Annotated in this window: 19 protein-coding genes; 7 read left to right on the top strand and 12 right to left on the bottom strand. The window is 34.5% G+C overall.

All coding sequences use genetic code 11. The annotated features are described in order from the left end of the window. Positions 1 to 301: 301 nt before the first annotated feature. From CEY12_RS10155 to CEY12_RS10195, 9 genes are all read right to left on the bottom strand, one after another. Positions 302 to 1,111: an aminotransferase class IV gene (locus CEY12_RS10155; protein ID WP_089027584.1), complete on the bottom strand. Its 810-nt coding sequence runs from the start codon at positions 1,109 to 1,111 to the stop codon at positions 302 to 304. A 73-nt stretch (positions 1,112 to 1,184) separates the two neighbouring features. Further along, positions 1,185 to 1,571, bottom strand: coding sequence for an START-like domain-containing protein (locus CEY12_RS10160; RefSeq protein WP_089027585.1), 387 nt, complete (start codon positions 1,569 to 1,571; stop codon positions 1,185 to 1,187). Between the two features lie 190 nt (positions 1,572 to 1,761). Next, positions 1,762 to 2,943 carry an aspartate aminotransferase family protein gene (locus CEY12_RS10165; protein ID WP_410493951.1) on the bottom strand — a complete coding sequence of 394 codons (1,182 nt, stop codon included), beginning with the start codon at positions 2,941 to 2,943 and terminating at the stop codon, positions 1,762 to 1,764. A 108-nt stretch (positions 2,944 to 3,051) separates the two neighbouring features. Next, positions 3,052 to 4,794 (bottom strand): OstA-like protein, encoded by a 1,743-nt coding sequence (locus CEY12_RS10170; protein ID WP_089027586.1) that lies wholly within the window; start codon positions 4,792 to 4,794, stop codon positions 3,052 to 3,054. A 3-nt stretch (positions 4,795 to 4,797) separates the two neighbouring features. Beyond that, a complete protein-coding gene (locus CEY12_RS10175; RefSeq protein WP_089027587.1) occupies positions 4,798 to 5,271 on the bottom strand; it encodes a Fur family transcriptional regulator in 474 nt (157 codons plus the stop codon). A 65-nt stretch (positions 5,272 to 5,336) separates the two neighbouring features. Then, positions 5,337 to 7,328: a KUP/HAK/KT family potassium transporter gene (locus tag CEY12_RS10180; protein ID WP_089027588.1), complete on the bottom strand. Its 1,992-nt coding sequence runs from the start codon at positions 7,326 to 7,328 to the stop codon at positions 5,337 to 5,339. A 103-nt stretch (positions 7,329 to 7,431) separates the two neighbouring features. Then, positions 7,432 to 8,415: a pyruvate dehydrogenase complex E1 component subunit beta gene (locus CEY12_RS10185; protein ID WP_089027589.1), complete on the bottom strand. Its 984-nt coding sequence runs from the start codon at positions 8,413 to 8,415 to the stop codon at positions 7,432 to 7,434. A gap of 112 nt (positions 8,416 to 8,527) precedes the next feature. Further along, positions 8,528 to 8,947, bottom strand: a complete 420-nt coding sequence (locus CEY12_RS10190) for a DUF2147 domain-containing protein (RefSeq protein WP_089027590.1) — start codon at positions 8,945 to 8,947, stop codon at positions 8,528 to 8,530. 150 nt (positions 8,948 to 9,097) lie between these two features. Continuing rightward, positions 9,098 to 11,026, bottom strand: a complete 1,929-nt coding sequence (locus CEY12_RS10195) for an LTA synthase family protein (RefSeq protein WP_089027591.1) — start codon at positions 11,024 to 11,026, stop codon at positions 9,098 to 9,100. A gap of 89 nt (positions 11,027 to 11,115) precedes the next feature. Here CEY12_RS10195 and CEY12_RS10200 point away from each other — a divergent pair, with 89 nt between their 5' ends. The 5 genes from CEY12_RS10200 (at position 11,116) to CEY12_RS10220 (ending at position 14,224) form a co-directional block, all read left to right on the top strand. After that, positions 11,116 to 11,814: a CDP-alcohol phosphatidyltransferase family protein gene (locus CEY12_RS10200; RefSeq protein ID WP_089027592.1), complete on the top strand. Its 699-nt coding sequence runs from the start codon at positions 11,116 to 11,118 to the stop codon at positions 11,812 to 11,814. 63 nt (positions 11,815 to 11,877) lie between these two features. Then, on the top strand, positions 11,878 to 12,642 hold the full coding sequence (locus tag CEY12_RS10205; protein ID WP_089027593.1) for a 3'-5' exonuclease: 765 nt from the start codon (positions 11,878 to 11,880) through the stop codon (positions 12,640 to 12,642). 2 nt (positions 12,643 to 12,644) lie between these two features. Beyond that, on the top strand, positions 12,645 to 13,043 hold the full coding sequence (locus CEY12_RS10210; protein WP_089027594.1) for a hypothetical protein: 399 nt from the start codon (positions 12,645 to 12,647) through the stop codon (positions 13,041 to 13,043). Positions 13,044 to 13,121: 78 nt separating this feature from the next. Then, on the top strand, positions 13,122 to 13,727 hold the full coding sequence (locus tag CEY12_RS10215) for a fumarylacetoacetate hydrolase family protein (protein WP_089027595.1): 606 nt from the start codon (positions 13,122 to 13,124) through the stop codon (positions 13,725 to 13,727). Positions 13,728 to 13,786: 59 nt separating this feature from the next. Then, positions 13,787 to 14,224, top strand: a complete 438-nt coding sequence (locus CEY12_RS10220; protein ID WP_089027596.1) for a universal stress protein — start codon at positions 13,787 to 13,789, stop codon at positions 14,222 to 14,224. Between the two features lie 79 nt (positions 14,225 to 14,303). On the opposite strand, the gene CEY12_RS10225 is transcribed toward CEY12_RS10220, so the two are convergent. Next, complete coding sequence (locus CEY12_RS10225; RefSeq protein WP_089027597.1) at positions 14,304 to 14,537, bottom strand: DUF6341 family protein; 234 nt, start codon at positions 14,535 to 14,537, stop codon at positions 14,304 to 14,306. 42 nt (positions 14,538 to 14,579) lie between these two features. On the opposite strand from CEY12_RS10225, the gene CEY12_RS10230 reads away from it, so the two are divergent. Both CEY12_RS10230 and CEY12_RS10235 read left to right on the top strand, forming a co-directional pair. Next, on the top strand, positions 14,580 to 15,485 hold the full coding sequence (locus CEY12_RS10230) for a DUF6427 family protein (RefSeq protein WP_089027598.1): 906 nt from the start codon (positions 14,580 to 14,582) through the stop codon (positions 15,483 to 15,485). Between the two features lie 7 nt (positions 15,486 to 15,492). Then, positions 15,493 to 16,077: a DUF3109 family protein gene (locus CEY12_RS10235; RefSeq protein WP_089027599.1), complete on the top strand. Its 585-nt coding sequence runs from the start codon at positions 15,493 to 15,495 to the stop codon at positions 16,075 to 16,077. Between the two features lie 71 nt (positions 16,078 to 16,148). On the opposite strand, the gene CEY12_RS10240 is transcribed toward CEY12_RS10235, so the two are convergent. Both CEY12_RS10240 and CEY12_RS10245 read right to left on the bottom strand, forming a co-directional pair. Then, complete coding sequence (locus CEY12_RS10240; protein WP_089027600.1) at positions 16,149 to 16,862, bottom strand: hypothetical protein; 714 nt, start codon at positions 16,860 to 16,862, stop codon at positions 16,149 to 16,151. Between the two features lie 113 nt (positions 16,863 to 16,975). After that, positions 16,976 to 18,310 carry a trigger factor gene (locus CEY12_RS10245; RefSeq protein WP_089027601.1) on the bottom strand — a complete coding sequence of 445 codons (1,335 nt, stop codon included), beginning with the start codon at positions 18,308 to 18,310 and terminating at the stop codon, positions 16,976 to 16,978. Positions 18,311 to 18,334: the final 24 nt, after the last annotated feature.

An 18,334-nucleotide genomic window follows, 5' to 3' on the forward strand; every position in this document is an offset into this window, starting at 1 on the left:
TAAAATATTAACAAATTTTAAGCTTGCTTTAACCAATTTTTAAGAAAGAATTTACGTTCTTTGAATAACTAAAAAGTAATTGAAAATGAAAATCTTAAAACAACTCATTTTATTTTTCTTTCCGGAAGTATTTTTAACTCCTAAGCCTATCAGGGTAAAGCGAGGCAATAAATAAAATAATATTGTAAACAGACTTGCGAGTGTATTCTCAGCAAATTTTAAAAAATACAATTTCTGATTTATTCAGAATAAAACCCGGTAAAGGACTTTGGAACTTTTGTTGTTTACCGGGTTTGTCAATTTAAAAACTTTCTTTCCATTTTCCCACCAGTTCTGAAAACCGAGAATTTCCAAAAGTTTTATTTCTTATTTTTCCTACAGAAAACATGCCCTTTTCATCAGAAACCATTAAAATTTCTTCGGCTTTTTGAGATTCAAATGCGATGATCTCGTGTTCCTGAATATCTGCAAGGTTATTCTTATGTAAAAAAGTAACAAAATTTTCCATTAAAGGAGAAATGTAAGCACCTTCTGATTGCTTTGGAACTTTAATGACCTCACCTTCTAAAAATAATAAATTTCCGGAAGTAGACCTTGCAATTCTTTTATTTGGATTAAGCAGGATAACGTCGTCCAGATCATTTTCCTGGGCATAAATCCCACCATATATATTCTCAGGACAATGAACTCTGATGTTGCTTAAGAGATTGTTATTGACATTAATTTCCTTAATAAGGTCTAATTCCAAGGATCTCGGATGAAGTGCCAAAACATCATCCTTTTCATCGACTTCATAAAAATAAGAAATTGATGATTTCGCCAATGTAATCCCATCTGCATTTCTAAAAACCTGAAAATTGATAATGCCATTTTTCACTCCTTTTTCTTCAATTACTTCCTTTTGAAAAAGCAATTGAAAAAACTCAAGAGTATAAGCCAATGGAATATTCATTCTCATTTTTCTCATCGAGGCCATTAAGAAGAAATAGCACTCTTCATCCATGATAAGTTGAGCTTCTCTTACAAAAAAAGAAACCTTGACAGCATCTCCCAACAGAAACGCTCTGTTCTTCACATTCAATCCGTTTGATGTAAAATATTGATTTTCCAATGTCTGATTTGTTTATAAAAAAATAATGAACGATAAATCGTTCATCAGTTTTATCATTTTGTACAGCCTGCCATTAAGCTGCACCTAATTTTATTCTTAGATTTTCAATAAGATTTTCCCAATACATTGCATTTTCCTCTTCATTCCCTTCTTCACAAAAGTCTGTAATATTCAAAGCTAAATCCTCAGTAATATCATCAATTGTGATTGTCATTTCAAAGAAATTCTTTGTCCCTTCATCTTCCTCCCATCTGAAACGTACGAAACCTTCTGGCTTATATCTAATCAAAGTGGCCTTTTCAGCAGGGCCTCCTCCCCAGCTAAAAAAGAAGTCATCCCCTTTCTCTACTACCTCATCTGCAAACCATTCAGATAGTCCTTCTGCAGTCGCCAGATACTCATATAAAATCTCTGAAAGACAATGCATTGGGAATTCGTAATGGACTTTAAGTTTCGCCATATAATCTTTGTTTTATCGTCCCGCAATATATAAATTAATTTTTTTATTACACAAAAATGTATTTACTTTTTTATACAATCCGCATGATATTTATCACAGATGTCAAATCCAAAACATACAAAGCTTTAAATGCAAAAACATGTAATGCACAACATAAAAAAATCTCTTCTTTCTAAGAAGAGATCTATATTTAATTTTCGTTCAAAACATCAAGAATAATCTGACATCCTTCTCTTATTTCATCAAGAGATATCGTTAATGGTGGAGAAATTCTCAAATATTCATTTCTGTAGAGTTGCCAAAATAAAACAAGCCCTTTTTGCATACATTTCTGAGCTACTTTTAAGGTATATTCCGGGGCTCCTAAGTTCACAGCCAGCATGAGACCCCGCCCATTGATGTTTTCGATCTTAGGATGTACCAGCAGCTCTCTAAAGAGTCTTTCTTTCTCATCTACCTCATCCATCAATCCACTTTCTAGAATTTCTTTAAGTGTTGCATGACTTGCAGCTGCAATAAGTGGGTTTCCACCAAAAGTAGTGATATGACCTAATTTAGGCGAGTGAGATAAGCAATCCATTATTTCCTTAGAACTCATAAATGCTCCAACAGGAACACCTCCGCCCATTCCTTTTCCCATCACCAGGATATCCGGAACAATGCCATAATGCTCAAATGAAAACAACTTACCGGTCCTTCCGAATCCTGGCTGTATCTCATCCAGAATAAGCAAAGCTCCCACTTGTTCACATCTTTCTTTTAGGCTTTTTAGATAATCATTCTGAGGGACCAAAAATCCTGCGGCTCCCTGTATGGTTTCTAAAATTACACAGGCTGTTTTCTCCGTAATCTTATTTAAATCATTTTGATTATTGAATTCAATAAAAGACACCATAGGTAACAAGGGGCGAAATTCCCTTTTATGATATTCATTTCCGGAAACACTTAACGCTCCGTGGGTATTTCCATGGTATGAATCTTTAAAAGAAATGATCTCTTCCCTTCCCGTATATCTTTTGGCCAGTTTCAGGCTTCCATCAATAGCTTCTGCGCCACTGTTTACCAGGTAAGTAATCTCAAGGGGATCAGGAGTTGATTCAGCTAGCAGCTTACATAATGCTACAGGTTGATCTTGTGCATATTCCCCATATACCATAACATGAAGATATCGATCAGCCTGTTCTTTGATCGCATTGACAATTTTAGGGTGAGAATGTCCCAATGTATTAGCAGAAACACCTGCTACGAAATCAAGATACTTTTTCCCATCCGTCCCGAAAATATAACTTCCTTCTGCTTTTTCCACTTCGAACCCTGCGGCAAATTGCGTCGTCTGCGCCTGATATGTAAAGAAATCTTTCTGCAATTTCATTTCAATAAAAATTTTAGCAAAGCTAAAAAACATTCATTAAACACCGAAATTATCAACACATAAAAAAGGTCAACTTTTCAGTTGACCTTCTGTTATATATTTAAAAATTTATTTTCGAACTCTCTTCGGTTTTTTAGCTTCCTCCTTCGCTTTCTCTTTATCAATAGCTTCTTTAGCCTGATCATACAGCTTGTTGTCCGCCTCATACTTTATCTCTTCATATCCAGGCGTATCCACAAGAATATCCTGCCATTTCCGGATCCTGTCCTTCGTATTCCAATTGAAGTCCTGGAATTTTCTTCTAGCCGGCTCTATCTTACTCATAGGATATGTGTCAGAATTAGCACCAATATTACAGGAAACAATCTGAAGCACTCTATTTTCAAACATCGCATCTATAATTCCACATGAAGTCAATGTAATTCCGATTCTTTCATTCTCCTTTGTCTTTTCATTGAAATCATCTGCATAACTTATAGACTGGGCATTCCCAATAACTTTAGTCTCTCTTACTTCGCTTTTCTCGTAATAAACGGTCATCAGCTTTCCTTTCACCTGATTGAATTCATCTTTAAGATTCAATGAATCAACTTTACTTATAGCGAAAGCATTTCCGATTACTTTAAGGGAATCCAGTTCTTCGGTAGCTGAATTAAAATAAGCTTCTATTTTATCTCCGGTTACCTGCTTCTCTCCGCTCCACAAAATAGGTGCAGTATACATATGCATAATACCATCCGTTTCGTTGAATGCAATTGAATCGGCTCTTCCCTGAGCATTGGACTTATAGAAACGTCCTTTTCTGAATGCTCTTAAGAAGCTTTTTTTCTTTGTAGCATCTGTCTCATCAGGCTTCTGATAAGAGACAATTTTTTCAGCTGCAAAATAGATAGAATCTTTCTCAAGAATCTTGACCGCGTATGGGCTTTTGGTAATCATAGAAGAATCTTTCTTTTGAAAAATTTCTCCATATCCCCCTTTTACATATCTTTTTTCCTTAGGATCATCAAGGGTTACATTTCCTGTAGCCGTTCCAAATCCGGTAAACTGATTAAAATACATATCATCACCTGTAAGTATCTTATCATTATAATGTATTCTGGAATTCTTATTAAGATAAGCTTCCTTAGAATTCATTTTGTAGGTTCCCCTTTCGGTATATATATAATTCTTTGGATTAACACGATTGGTTATGGTAGTTGGCCCAAAAAATTCAGCAACCTTGGTGTTCTGATTTTGTTTGATATTGGGACCTTCAATAATATAATCCGGGGTATCTATTTTTACATTTCCGACAAAATCTATCATCTTGGTATCCAGAAAATAGGTAGCAGATTTTGTGTACATCACATTCTGTCCATCAGAAATAGTTCCGCCGGTATTAAAGTAGGCAAGATTGGAAAGTTTATCATAATACAGGATATCTGTCCTGATTGTTTGCTTAGGGTCTGTAAGAACTACATTCTTTCTGGCAACTCCCTTCTGAGTGTTTCCATCATATTCCATTTCTCCTGCAGTAATCACAGAACCATCTGTATTCTGGAGTCTTGCATTTCCTATTGCTTTTGCAAAGTTCTCTTCATTGTACAAAACCACCTCATCTGCAGTAAGGATAGAACCCTGATTTTCTATTTTTACATTCCCTTCAAGATATTGATTGCCATCATATTTTGCCGGATCTTTTTTTACAAAATCAGCATGGATAATTTTAATTTTATCTTCGGGCTTTGTTTGCTGGGGGGCATTTTTTACAGGGACTTTTAAATAAGGATCCCTTTGCGCAGGTTTTTGTTGATCTTGCGCAAAAATAAAAGTAGAAACAAAGAATATCAGAAAAAGAATCAGTCTCATTGATTAGTCATTCTTAATGCCATAAAAATACAGCGAATGAGAATCAATTTTTACGCCAAAAGCATCTTCAATTGCTTCTTTGATCCCTTGAATTCTAGGATCACAAAACTCAATGATCTCTTCAATCTCTTTGTCTGAATCTTTTTTGTAGATCACTAAATGATCATGTTGCTTATCAAAATAAGATTTTTCATAAGATGAAGAAGTCAGTGTCTTTTCTCCAAACTGGTGTTTACGAATTAGCCCTGCATCCAGGAAGATCTCGATTGTATTATAAATTGTTGCTTTAGAAACATGATATTTCTTTTGCATCATCAAAAGATACAAGTCGTCCACATTGAAGTGATGATCCATATTATAGATCTCTTCCAATATGGTGTATCTCTCAGGAGTGTTTCGGAAACCTTTTTCTAATAAGTAGTTTCTCAAAACATCTTTGATAAGAGCTATATTTTTTTCTTTTTGTATAGTATCCATTAAAATAATTATCTACAAATTTATTAATTTTTATTTAAATAGATAGTATGCTTATAGAGTGATGCTTAGAAGTTATGACGTAAAAATCCAGCTTGTTCTATTTTTTTGTCATATAATGTTTCCTCAGTGATCGGTGCAGATTCTACCACAACATTGTGTGAAGTGACGCCCCAGGACTTAAAATCATCACTACCGATATACTTCACAAAATTGTAAATATTAAGGATAATCTTCTGTTTAACCGTTAAAAGTATATCGTTGATATATGTATTATCTATAATCACATATTTAAGATCCGGAGGTATATTATGAGCCCTAAGAGAAGGATGGCTACTTCTTGATGGAATTGTTCCATCTGCCATAAGATCCTTTAAAACCATTCCGAAATAATCATTTATTCTGCGGTCTACTTTAAAACCTAAAAGGAAGTTAACTTTAAAAACGGTTCCCGGTAATATTTCGTCTACTGTATATTTGAAAGTATATGGATCTTCCTGGTTAACGATACTTAAAACAAAATAATGATCAGCTCTTTTGGGTTGTTTTTTTATAATGGAATAAATGATTTTAGATTCTACTTCATCATTTCTCTTTGCCCGGCTTAGGTAAGCAAGATTCGTAGCATATTTAGGTATACTTTCATCCAGCTTCATATCTTTTATAATAGATACATATTTATCGATCTTTACGTATTGTATAAAATTAGCTTTGATCAACCTTCCATTATACCACGCATACATACATACCATTATAAATCCACCCAGTACCATTGTCAGCCAACCTCCATCAACAAATTTAATGACATTAGCATAGAAAAAACCAGATTCAAGGAAAAGGTATACTGCTCCAAATCCTATGATGAAGAATTTACTTACCCTCGTTCGGCTTAACCAGAACAATAATAAGATGGTTGTCATCAACATAGTTATGGTAATTGTCAAACCATACGCAGCTTCCATCCGTTCAGATTTCTGAAAGAATATAACCACCACAAAACAAAATGCCATCAGTCCCCAGTTTACCCCGGGAATATACATCTGTCCCTTTATCCCTGAAGGATATTCTATATGCTGATTAGGCCAAAATGAAACGGACATCGCCTCAGAAAACATCGTAAACGATCCTGTAATTACTGCCTGACTGGCAATGATCGCTGCTCCGGTCGCCAGGATTACACCTGGTAAAACAGCCCATTGAGGCATGATTCCAAAGAAAGGATTTACCCCGTTAAAAACCTGATGATAGTTATCCAATAACCAAGCTCCCTGCCCTAGATAATTCAAAATAAGCATCAGTTTTACAAAAACCCAGCTTATTCTAATATTTTTTGCACCACAGTGTCCTAAATCCGAATATAATGCTTCAGCACCCGTTGTACAAAGGAAGACAGCTCCCATGATTACAATAGCACTCGGAGAATGGGTAATCAGATTATAGGCGTATAGCGGGTTAAATGCTCTTATAATTTCGAAATGATCGAAAAGATGAATTGATCCGAAAATTCCCAAGGCCAGGAACCACGTTACCATGACCGGTCCAAAGAACTTTCCAATAGAAGCAGTTCCAAACTGCTGTACTACAAAGACCACAAACAGAATCACGAGAGTAATGAGGACTACCGGAGTTTCGGGATTGTATATTTTTAATCCTTCAATAGCAGACATTACCGTTAATGAAGGAGTAATAACACTATCTGCAACAAGTGTTGCTGCACCAATAATGGCGACGACATAGAGCCATTTTTTCTTAAGCTTTTTTACCAGTGAATAAAGAGCTAAAATTCCGCCTTCACCTTTGTTATCAGCTCTTAAAGCAATAATTACATACTTTATCGTAGTTTGAAGTGTCAGTGTCCAGATGATACATGAAAGAGCACCTTCAATATATTCATCAAATGGCATCGTTGCACCACCTTTTCGGGCATTTACAATTGCCTTCATTACGTATAATGGTGATGTACCAATATCCCCGAAAACGATTCCGAGAGATACAATAACCCCTACAAATGAAAGCTTCTTTAGGTCAAAATGATGACCACCCTCTGTAACTTCTGCCATATCAGCTAATTTTAAAAGCGCAAATCTACACTAAATTTATGACGTCATGAACTTTTCTTCATGCATAGAATAAATGAAAAAACTTCCTTTCGGAAGTTTTTCTCTATGATTTAATATACATCGCATTTTTAATTTCCTCTTTCACTTTCTCAAGCTTAGGGAACCATTCTGCAAATAAAGCCGCTGAATAAGGAGCAGGAGCATCAGGAGTAGTAATTCTCTTGATAGGTGCATCCAGATAATCAAACGCTTTTTGCTGAACCATATATGCAATTTCAGAAGAAATAGACGCAAATGGCCAGGCTTCTTCCAAAATAACCAATCTGTTTGTTTTTCTAACAGAGTTTAAAACAGTATCATAATCCAAAGGACGAACTGTTCTAAGGTCAATTACTTCTACAGAAATACCTTCTTTAGCTAAATCTTCAGCAGCCTGAATAGCCACTTTCATGATTTTACCAAAAGAAACCAACGTAACATCTTTACCTTCTCTTTTGATATCTGCCTTTCCGATAGGTAAGTAGTACTCTTCCTCAGGAATTTCCATTTTATCACCGTACATCTGCTCAGATTCCATAAAGATTACCGGGTCATTATCCTGAATAGCTGTTTTCAACAATCCTTTTGCATCATAAGGGTTTGATGGTACCACCACTTTAAGACCAGGACAATTCGCAAACCAGTTCTCAAAAGCCTGAGAGTGCGTAGCTCCCAATTGACCTGCAGAAGCTGTAGGACCACGGAAAACAATCGGACAATTCCATTGTCCTCCACTCATTTGGCGGATCTTTGCCGCGTTGTTGATAATCTGATCAATTCCTACTAAAGAGAAATTGAATGTCATAAATTCTACAATGGGTCTGTTCCCGTTCATTGCTGCACCTACTGAAATTCCTGTAAAACCAAGTTCAGCAATTGGTGTATCGATTATTCTTTTAGGACCAAATTCATCCAGCATTCCTTTTGAAGCCTTATAAGCACCGTTGTATTCTGCAACTTCCTCCCCCATTAAATAAATGGATTCGTCTTTACGCATTTCCTCACTCATTGCCTGTGCAATTACCTCACGAAAAGTATATTCTGCCATATTTCTTTGAAAAATTTAGACTACAAAAATAGTGTTTTTTTATTACACACATCATAAAAACGGCATCTCATTTTAAATGAAATGCCGTTAATTAATTTTTATCTAAATCTGGTTAGTCAACTTTTTCCCAAGTTTGGGTCTTACCGATCAATGATATTCCAATATATCCTTTTACAGTAAGCTTGTCTCCATTTCTGGTAGCAAAACATTTGTACGTTTTCCCATTTTTAGGATTTGTAATCGTTCCACCATTGAATTCATCACCATCTTTTTTAAGACCTCTAATTACTTCCATCCCTAAAATAGGCTTATCTTTTCTATCGTCTTTACAGTCTACGCAATTAGGATTTTGAGGCTTTATCAATAACTGAATTACTTTTCCATAATATTTTCCATCAGATTTTTTAAAAATCTCTACAATGGATTTAGGCTTACCTGTTTCATCATCTATTGTTCTCCATTTTCCTTCTATTTGCGCGAAGGACAATACGCTTGTTAAAGAAAGCGCCAGGGTAAATAATAATTTTCTCATATGCTTGTTATTTTAATTTTGATAAAATATTTTTGTTATCTATTTATTGCTAAAAATATAAATTAATTTTAAACAAACAAAAACATTTGTTATCCTAGGCATATATAACAAGACACATACCAATTTTTTAAATTAAACACTGATGAAATCTTAATTCAGTTTCCGGTTAATCACTCGATCCATATAATCCTGATACCATGCTTTTGCCATCTCCTTTCCTTTTTCAGTTTCAGGTGTTTTCAGATGATCAACCAGATTCTTTTCTAATCCCAGATCTGTTTTATCATAGATACCCACTACATTCTTCCCATCAAAACGGTAAATATAATTACCAATGATAAATTGCTCTGCTCCACCATCTGAATTGGCAATGATTGCAGGATACTTCTTATCACTGACAAGACTTCTTCCCCAACTTCTGATCTTTTTGTTATAACCTATTAAATCTGCCAATGTAGGGTAAATATCAATTTGTTGAGCCACTTCCTGATTCACTCCTTTTAATTGATATTCAGGATTAGGGGAATATAAAATAATAGGAACAGCAAAACGGTTCATGCTTTTTTCATATTCCGGATAATAGATCTCATTGGTATGGTCACCCGTAAATACAAAAATAGTATTGTTGTACCAAGGTTGTTTTTTTGCTGTTTCAAAATACTTCTTTATTGAATAATCCGTGTATTGGATCGGTTCATGCATTTGATTTTTACCCTTTTTAAATTTGCCCTGATATTTTTCAGGAATCTTAAATGGATGATGGGAAGAAGCTGTAAAAACGGTAGCCATGAAAGGCTGGGTTTTGCCTACATTTTTAGCAAAATACTGTAAGAAAGGCTCGTCCCAAATCGCCCACATTCCATCGAAATCAGCATCATTATTATATTCTGTTTTGCCAAAATAATGTTTAAACCCTAAAATATTTCCAAATCCTAAAAATCCCATGGATCCATTCGGAGCCCCATGATAAAATGATGTGTCATATCCAAGGTCATTACAAATAGAAACGATGGATTGTATCTTCTGATTAGAATAAGGAGAACTTGTAAATGCATCGGTAAGGCTTGGAATCCCGGCAAGCACACTGCTCATCCCATGAATAGATTGTCTTCCATTAGCAAAGGTATTAGGGAAAATCAGACTTTCATTTGCCAGACTATCAATAAATGGAGTATAAGAAACATAATCCTTGATATTTTTATCTTTATTAAAGGCTCCTGAATACTCCCGGCTAAATGATTCAACAATAAAGATGACAACATTGGGACGATTGGTAACGTGCCTGTCGTAGATCTTATACGGCTGAATATTGTCGTCAATGAACTTCTGGTCTACATAATGAACTTCTTTAAAATTATTGGTTCCTAAGGTTCTGAAAAATGAAAAAGTACTGTTCAAAACCATATTTCCCTGAGACGGAACTTTCACAAAACGATTGGCATCTACCAAATTGATCGGTCTTGTGCTATGTTTAAAATCCCCACGAATTCCTCCTACCACCAATACGGTAATACCACAAAGGCAAAGAATAGATAAAATAAAATAAGGAATCAATTTTACGGGTTTCTGTTCTGAGATTTTTACTTTTTTATAAAGGAAAACCCATACTGCCATTAAAACGATAAACCATATCAGAACGAATGGGTTCTGTGCAATTGACACCATGAATACTTTACCTATATTGGATTCATGCTCCGCAACCTGAAATGCTGCAGATGTCAATCTTGTTTGTGCGAATTTAAAATATACAAAGTCTCCAAAGTTCATTGCATAAGCGATTCCATTGGTGATAAAGTAGAGCCAGAATATCACGGTCTGATACCACTTTTTTGTATTAACAATAGCCGGAATAAGACTGAGTAAAATAAACAGTGAATTAACATATAAAATAGCAGTAGTATCAAAGGCTATCCCGTGAAAGGACAGACTAAGATAATCTGAAAGTGAATCTACCTTTATGAGATCTTTATTGAAATACCAGAATAAAAATCTGGCGATCTGATAAAAAACATATGCCAAAAAAATTCTGTATAACAATACCAGAACTTCCTGTTTTCTAAATTCTTTAAAAAATTTCATTTGGCAAATTTACACCAAATTCGTATTAATGTATTTTTTAGTACGGAAAATTTTGATATAGAATTTTTAAAAAATGTAATTTTGTGACTATGAATTTTATTAAAAACAATCTCGCCAACGTACTAACCCTGGGAAATTTATTTTCCGGATGCATAGGTGCAGTTCACCTTATTTTGGGTGATTACCGGATCACCGCTATTTGCCTCATCCTATCACTGGTTTTAGATTTTTTCGATGGTTTTGTTGCCCGGGCTTTAAAGGCCAACTCCAATCTGGGAGTTCAGCTTGATTCACTGGCAGATATGGTAAGCTTTGGTTTTATTCCGGGATTAACAATGTTTGTTGCTCTTGCAAATAATTCTCTTACTGACATTCCTTGGTATTGCTATTTAGGATTTGTGGTAACAGCATTTTCATGTTTAAGATTGGCGATCTTTAATCTGGACGAAGATCAAAAGTATTATTTTAAGGGACTGAATACCCCTTCCAATACTATTTTAATTTTCGGATTATATTATGCATTCAGGGAAAATCAAAGTTTTGATTTTTTATTTAATAACACTTATTTGCTAATTGCTTTAAGTATTGTTTTGTCATTGCTTTTAGTAAGTCCTGTTAAAATGATTGCAATGAAATTCAAGTCTATGAAGCTGGAAGATAATTATCCAAAACTCGCTTTATTAATAGGAGCAATTATTATTTTGATTATCTTCAAAACAGTCGGAATTCCGATGGTGATTATATATTACATTTTAATCTCAATTCTATTTCAAAAACAACTTAAATAGTGATGAACTGATTTCAGATACACATTGTGTCAGTTCAGACCTTTCAATTTATAACTTTATCACATGAATTTAAAATTATATAAACCACTTTGCGTTTTTGACCTTGAAACAACAGGAACCAATATTGGAAAAGACAGGATCGTGGAAATCTGTATATTAAAAGTAAATCCAGATGCTTCAAGAGAAAGTAAAACCTGGCGGGTTAATCCTGAAATGCCAATTCCTTTGGAATCAAGCTTAATTCATGGTATTTATGATGCCGATATCAAAGATGCCCCGACCTTCAAATCTATTGCTTCAAAGGTAATGGAGATGATCTCCGGTTCGGATCTGGGTGGTTTCAACTCGAATAGATTTGACGTCCCACTTTTAGCAGAAGAACTTTTGCGTGCTGAGATCGATTTTGATTTAAGCAAATTCAAATTAGTAGATGCTCAAACGGTTTTCCATAAAAAAGAACCAAGAAATCTTGGTGCAGCTTACCAGTTTTACTGCGGTAAAACATTAGAAAACGCACACTCTGCAGAAGCAGATGTTATGGCAACTTTTGAGGTATTGGATGCCCAGGTTGGAAAATACGATGATGTTCCCAATGAGATCGCAGACTTAAGTGAATTCACTTTTCATAACAAAAATGCTGATCTTGCAGGATTTATAGGATTCAATGAAAAAGCGGAGGCCGTGTTCAATTTCGGTAAATACAAGGGACAGGGCGTAAAAGCTGTTTTCCAAAAAGACCTGGGATATTATGGCTGGTTACAAAATGCCGATTTTCCATTGTATACTAAGAAAGTTTTTACAAAAATTCAATTATCAAGTAAATTTTAAATATGTCAAAACTAGTTCGTTTTAAATTTTACGAAACTGCTCTCGAAGCTAATAGAGACAAGCAAATATTAGCAGAAAAGGGGCTTAACAGTTTCATTGCGAATGAACAGCTTATTCAGTCTGACTGGCTGCTTTCTCAGGCAGTGGGAGGAATTCAGCTTCAGGTTTTTGAAAATGATCTGGAAAAGGCCGAAGAGATCTTACAACTATACAAAGAGAATGAAACTGTTTCTCTTGAGGTAGAGCATACGATCGAAGATCCTAAGTTTGACTTTGTATGTCCGAAATGTGGCTCCAATCATATTTACAGAGATGATAGCGCTACCAGTTTCTTTGGAGTATATCTATTAACAAGCCATAAATTCGTTTGTTATTATTGTGAAAATGAGTTTATACATTAAAAAATAAATAAGTCCGTTTAAAGGTGACTAACTAATAAATGATTGCTTCGTCCCTCGTAATGAAAAAAATAAAAGAATATGAAAATTATCTGCATAGGAAGAAACTACAGTGAACACGCTAAAGAATTAGGAAATGCGATTCCTGAAAAACCTGTTATTTTTATTAAACCGGACACTGCCGTTTTAAAGGGTAATGATTTTTATCTTCCCGAATTCTCCAATGATATCCATTATGAACTGGAGGTGGTGCTCAAAATTTCAAAAGGAGGTAAATATATCCAAAAAGAATCTGCATCTAAACATTACGATGAGATAAGTCTGGGAATAGATTTCACGGCCAGAGACCTTCAAACTGAGCTTAAATCCAAAGGTCTGCCCTGGGAACTTGCTAAAGGTTTTGATGGTTCTGCCGTAGTTGGAAACTTCTTTAAAAAGGAGGATTATTCCCTTGAAAACTTACCGTTTTCATTACTCCAAAATAAGAAAAAAGTTCAGGATGGCAACACCAAGGACATGATTTTCAGTTTTGATGATATTATTGCTTTTGCTTCTCAATATTTCACATTAAGGGTTGGTGATCTTATTTTTACAGGTACACCTAAAGGAGTTGGAAAAGTAGAAGAAAATGATATCCTGGAAGCATTCTTGGTAGAAGAAAAAATACTCGACATTCGAATATTATAAGTATTTAACAGTGTATTTCATATTTTTTTCTTTAACTTTAAATAACAAAATTAAAGGTTATGATAAACATTGTATTGCCCGTAGATTTTGGGGATAAAACAGAACAGTTGGTAGATGGTGCCATTAAGTTTGCCAAAGAGGTAAACGGTAAGATCAACCTCATCCATATCGCACCTACAGACATTGGTTTTGCGATTGGTGATATGGGATTCCAGTATTTTCCTGAAGTTGAAGAAAATGAGATCAGAGAGGAACTAGTTCAACTCAATAAACTTGAGCAAAGAATAATTTCTCAGGATGTAGAATGTGAGCATCTTTTAAAACAAGGCATTGCCAAGGACATCATTCTTGAGTATGCTAAAACAAAAAATGCCAATTATATTGTAATGGGCTCCCATGGAAGAAGTGGGATTTATGATGTTTTTGTTGGAAGCTTAACAAAAGGAATAACGAAAAGTTCAACAATTCCGGTTTTGGTACTTCCTATCCATGAATAACAAAATATAAATTTTAATCGTTATAAAAAAGCCGATCAAATATTTTATTTGATCGGCTTTTTACTATATAACCAATTAATTAACCTTCTTTTTTATAGATACTAGGATCATAATAAGGGTGTTTACCCTCAGTAGGAGAATAGTAGTCTTTATCTTTATCACCACCTAGTGTAACCACTAGAACATAACACCAATAGGTGAACAACACGCAACAAACGACAAATAGAATCCAGTTGATTACATTTCCAAAGGAATCAAAAAAACCGAAAGACCATTTGAAAACTTTGCTTAAGAATAGAAAGAAAGACGTCATTATTTTCCTTTTTTAAATTAACTTTGTACAAATTTATAAAAAATGTTTAAATTACTTTCAAAAGAAAGCAATATTTTTTCAATTCCTGTTTATATTGGTTTTCTTCTTTTAATAGTAATAATATTTAACATACTGAATTTCAACACTTACGAGGCGATTGTTGCTGGAATTACATTTTTAGGAATTGCTTTGGGATACTTCTGTTTTCATAGCATTGCTCTTAATCATCAGACTCATCTCCCACTATTTTTATATTCATTTTTTGTTTTCGGGCTTTATCCTGGAAATTTAGATATAGGAATTGCCGTATCTCTTCTTACTAATTCCTTCCTTTTACTCCTTCTTACCAGTGCAAATGAAGACACCCGAAAAAAATCATATGTATTGGTAGGAGCAATTGTTGCATTAAATTTTATTTTTTTACCAACAACGTGGCCTATGGCTGTTTTTGTGGTTGTGCATGTTATTGCAACTTCCGAAAGAATAAGTTTAAATATTTTCAGGTTTCTGCTTGGGATCATACTCATAGTCTTTAGTTATTTCTCTGTGATGTTTTTCTTAGACTTTACCACGTGGAATCTCGATTATTTCCCATTTGGAAAAATGAAAATGATTACGGACTACAGAGGCATTATGCCCTTACTTCCGATTGCATTGATGCTGATCTATGCCGTGTATGACCATTTTAAAAATTATAACAAAAAGAGCCCGATAAGCAGATATAAATATACCTTTCTGCTTGTGTTTTCTTTGGCTCAGCTGGTTACTATTATTTTATACATGAATAGTAACTATGAATACCTACTGCTTCTTGCCTTTCCTTCCAGTATTATACTGAGCAGAATGATGCGGTTTTTACCAAGGTTTTGGATGCAGGAAATTGGCTTATGGCTGATTATTATTAGTTTGGTTACCTTTAAAATAGGTACTTATTTTAATTTATTTTAAAAAGATTATGATTCAGATAGATGATAAATTAATTTCTGAGGATATATTTTCCGAAGAATTCGTTTGCAATCTTACAAAATGTAAGGGTGCATGTTGTGTAGAAGGAGATGTAGGCGCTCCATTGGACAAGGATGAGCTTGAAATTTTAGATACTATTTTTGATAAAATAAAGCCTTATCTTACAAAGGAAGGGATAAAAGCTCTTGAAGAACAGGGAACGTGGACAACGGATCCTTCTGATGGAATGTATGTAACCCCTATGGTAGAAGACCGGGAATGTGCCTATGTTACTTTTGATGAAAAGGGAATTACAAAATGTGGTATTGAGAAAGCCTATGAAGATGGTGCTGTAGATTGGCAAAAACCAATTTCATGTCACCTGTATCCTATCCGTATTACAGAATACTCTTCTTTTACGGCTCTGAACTATCATGAGTGGTCTGTATGCAGTGATGCATGTACACTTGGAAAAGAATTACAGGTTCCTGTCTACAAGTTTTTAAAGACACCATTAATAAGAAAGTATGGAGATGAATTCTATGGTGTTCTAAGTGACGCCGCTGAAGAATGGAAAAAGGAATATGGAAATTAAAAAAATAAAAAACCGCAGAAAAATCTGCGGTTTTATTTTTATGGATAAGCTCTTATAGTTCTTCTACCAGATTATTTAAAATCAGCATCAGTTACTCCAGAGTTCAATACAATTTTAGTTGTTTTGATAACCACTTTTTGACCGTTTCCTTCAGCATCAACTTCTCCAGGGAATTTTAGTCCGTCTACAGTAATATAATCCTTTACAGTAGCTTTACCTTCTTTTGATTCTGACTGATATAATAAATTTGTAGTGGCATCAAAATAATATTTTCCTTTATCAGAAGATAAAACATTAAAATCTCTACCCTCCATTTTCTTAACTATGACAGACTGGAAAGATTCTGGATCATATCCTAAAGCATCAATAGTTTTGCTTTTTTTAAGCTCTGCAACTTTATCTGCAGGAATATCCATTTTTTGACCCATCTGGTCAAAAGTTCCTTTTTCACCATCAAAAACCTGAGTCATTTGCTGCCCCATTACGGTTTGTACAGACTTGAATTTATTCCCCATCTTTTTAGTGGTCATCGAAACTTCCATACCCTGTACACTCACGGTGTTATCAATAATAGTTGTTTTGATAGCTTCTAACTTATCTCTTCCCCCTAAAGCTTTAAGATAATTATCAATTACTTCTTTAGGTGTTAGTTTCGATTTTACCGCTTCTGTTTGCACTGCTTCTGTTTTTACAGCAGTTGTTTTAGCAGCAGGTTTTTTTTGCTGTGCTGCTACAGAAGTAGAAAAAAGCACTGCACAGAAAAAAGGAATGATTATCTTTTTCATATAATTATTTTAATGCGTAAATATAGGAATATTGATTGATATAAAATCAATGATTTTTATAACAAAAAACCACCAAAATTGGTGGTTTTAAAATTATTTATCTTAAAAATAAATTATTTCTTAAGTTCTTCTAAGAATTCGTCGTGAGAAATTTCAGTTTCTTTTTTGCTCGCCTTTTCAAGAATTACATCTTTCAATTTAGTCATAGCTACTTCAGAAGAAATTTGTCTTACCTGCTCTTGATCTTTCAACATTTCAACAGCATATTTTTGAATTTCCTCATCTCCTAAATGGTGAATTCCATAGATTGCCAATTGGTTTCTTACCAATTGCTCAGCCTGCGCAAGAACATCAGCATAATCCAATTTGATATCATTATCACTCATCAATCTACCTTCGATGATCTGATAGCTTAATTGCTTTTTCTCTGCTTCCAGGATTTCTTTTGCCTGCTCTTCAGACTGGATGTTCTGGTTAGAGAATACCAACCATTTCACTAAGAAAGATTCAGGAAGTTTTACTTCTTCTTTCTCTGTGATCTGCTCCAATACTTTATTTACAAAGTGAACATCAGCATTTTGCTGGAAGTACTCGTCTAATTCAGTTTTTACTTTATCTTTAAGTTCTTCTTCAGATTTGATGTTTCCTTCTCCGTATACTTTATCAAATAGATCCTGATTAAGTTCAGCTAAGTTTAAGTTATAGAAATCTTTTACTTTAACTTCAACTTCAGCATGGTGTAGGTGCTCAACTTCTTCTTTAGTAAAGCCTAATTCTTTAGCTAACTCTTCATCCCCTGCTAATGTTTCTTTAGAAACTTTTACAGAACCATCCATTTTCAAAGCTTTTACCAATTTAAATGCTTCTTTGTTTTCAGCAGTAATGGTAACATTTTTTGGGTGATGGTGATGGTCTCCTTCAGCATCTTCTTCTACAACCTGAGAAACTTCAAGAGCAACATAAGAATCCTTAGTAATCTTATCTTGTGGAACCTGCTCTGCAAAACGCTTCTGCATGTTTTCAATGCTCTTCGTGATTTCTTTATCAGAAGCTTCTACTTTATAATGTGGAGCTTCATATTTAGTTAAATCTATTGTGAATTCAGGCTCGTACCCTACTTCAAAAGCAACCTCCAGTTGATCTGCATTATGATTGAAATCATTTACAGGCTGAGGAACAGGCTGCCCAACTAATCTTAACTTGTTATCGTTTACATAGTTATTTAAAGCATCAGAAACTTGCTTGTTGATCTCTTCGAATGCAATACCTGCTTCATATTGTTTTCTAACCATACTCAAAGGCACTTTTCCTTTTCTGAATCCAGGAACTTGCGCATTTTTAGCATAATTAATCAACTGCTTCTCTACTTTTTCTTTGTAGTCAGATTTTTCCAATGTTACAGTAAGTAATGCACTTACGTCATCATGGTTTTGTGCGGTAACCTTCATTATTGATTAAAATTTTAGGTTGCA

This window comes from Chryseobacterium sp. T16E-39, assembly GCF_002216065.1.
GTDB lineage: Bacteria > Bacteroidota > Bacteroidia > Flavobacteriales > Weeksellaceae > Chryseobacterium.

What these genes read in the sequence shown, in the direction of transcription:
- CEY12_RS10195 (WP_089027591.1), bottom strand. Translation starts at nt 11,026, where the DNA reads ATGAAATTTTTTAAAGAATTTAGAAAACAGGAAGTTCTGGTATTGTTA.
- CEY12_RS10180 (WP_089027588.1), bottom strand. Translation starts at nt 7,328, where the DNA reads ATGGCAGAAGTTACAGAGGGTGGTCATCATTTTGACCTAAAGAAGCTT.
- CEY12_RS10200 (WP_089027592.1), top strand. Translation starts at nt 11,116, where the DNA reads ATGAATTTTATTAAAAACAATCTCGCCAACGTACTAACCCTGGGAAAT.
- CEY12_RS10240 (WP_089027600.1), bottom strand. Translation starts at nt 16,862, where the DNA reads ATGAAAAAGATAATCATTCCTTTTTTCTGTGCAGTGCTTTTTTCTACT.
- CEY12_RS10190 (WP_089027590.1), bottom strand. Translation starts at nt 8,947, where the DNA reads ATGAGAAAATTATTATTTACCCTGGCGCTTTCTTTAACAAGCGTATTG.
- CEY12_RS10170 (WP_089027586.1), bottom strand. Translation starts at nt 4,794, where the DNA reads ATGAGACTGATTCTTTTTCTGATATTCTTTGTTTCTACTTTTATTTTT.
- CEY12_RS10205 (WP_089027593.1), top strand. Translation starts at nt 11,878, where the DNA reads ATGAATTTAAAATTATATAAACCACTTTGCGTTTTTGACCTTGAAACA.
- CEY12_RS10160 (WP_089027585.1), bottom strand. Translation starts at nt 1,571, where the DNA reads ATGGCGAAACTTAAAGTCCATTACGAATTCCCAATGCATTGTCTTTCA.
- CEY12_RS10235 (WP_089027599.1), top strand. Translation starts at nt 15,493, where the DNA reads ATGATTCAGATAGATGATAAATTAATTTCTGAGGATATATTTTCCGAA.
- CEY12_RS10225 (WP_089027597.1), bottom strand. Translation starts at nt 14,537, where the DNA reads ATGACGTCTTTCTTTCTATTCTTAAGCAAAGTTTTCAAATGGTCTTTC.
- CEY12_RS10175 (WP_089027587.1), bottom strand. Translation starts at nt 5,271, where the DNA reads ATGGATACTATACAAAAAGAAAAAAATATAGCTCTTATCAAAGATGTT.
- CEY12_RS10185 (WP_089027589.1), bottom strand. Translation starts at nt 8,415, where the DNA reads ATGGCAGAATATACTTTTCGTGAGGTAATTGCACAGGCAATGAGTGAG.
- CEY12_RS10210 (WP_089027594.1), top strand. Translation starts at nt 12,645, where the DNA reads ATGTCAAAACTAGTTCGTTTTAAATTTTACGAAACTGCTCTCGAAGCT.
- CEY12_RS10220 (WP_089027596.1), top strand. Translation starts at nt 13,787, where the DNA reads ATGATAAACATTGTATTGCCCGTAGATTTTGGGGATAAAACAGAACAG.
- CEY12_RS10165 (WP_410493951.1), bottom strand. Translation starts at nt 2,943, where the DNA reads ATGAAATTGCAGAAAGATTTCTTTACATATCAGGCGCAGACGACGCAA.
- CEY12_RS10230 (WP_089027598.1), top strand. Translation starts at nt 14,580, where the DNA reads ATGTTTAAATTACTTTCAAAAGAAAGCAATATTTTTTCAATTCCTGTT.
- CEY12_RS10215 (WP_089027595.1), top strand. Translation starts at nt 13,122, where the DNA reads ATGAAAATTATCTGCATAGGAAGAAACTACAGTGAACACGCTAAAGAA.
- CEY12_RS10245 (WP_089027601.1), bottom strand. Translation starts at nt 18,310, where the DNA reads ATGAAGGTTACCGCACAAAACCATGATGACGTAAGTGCATTACTTACT.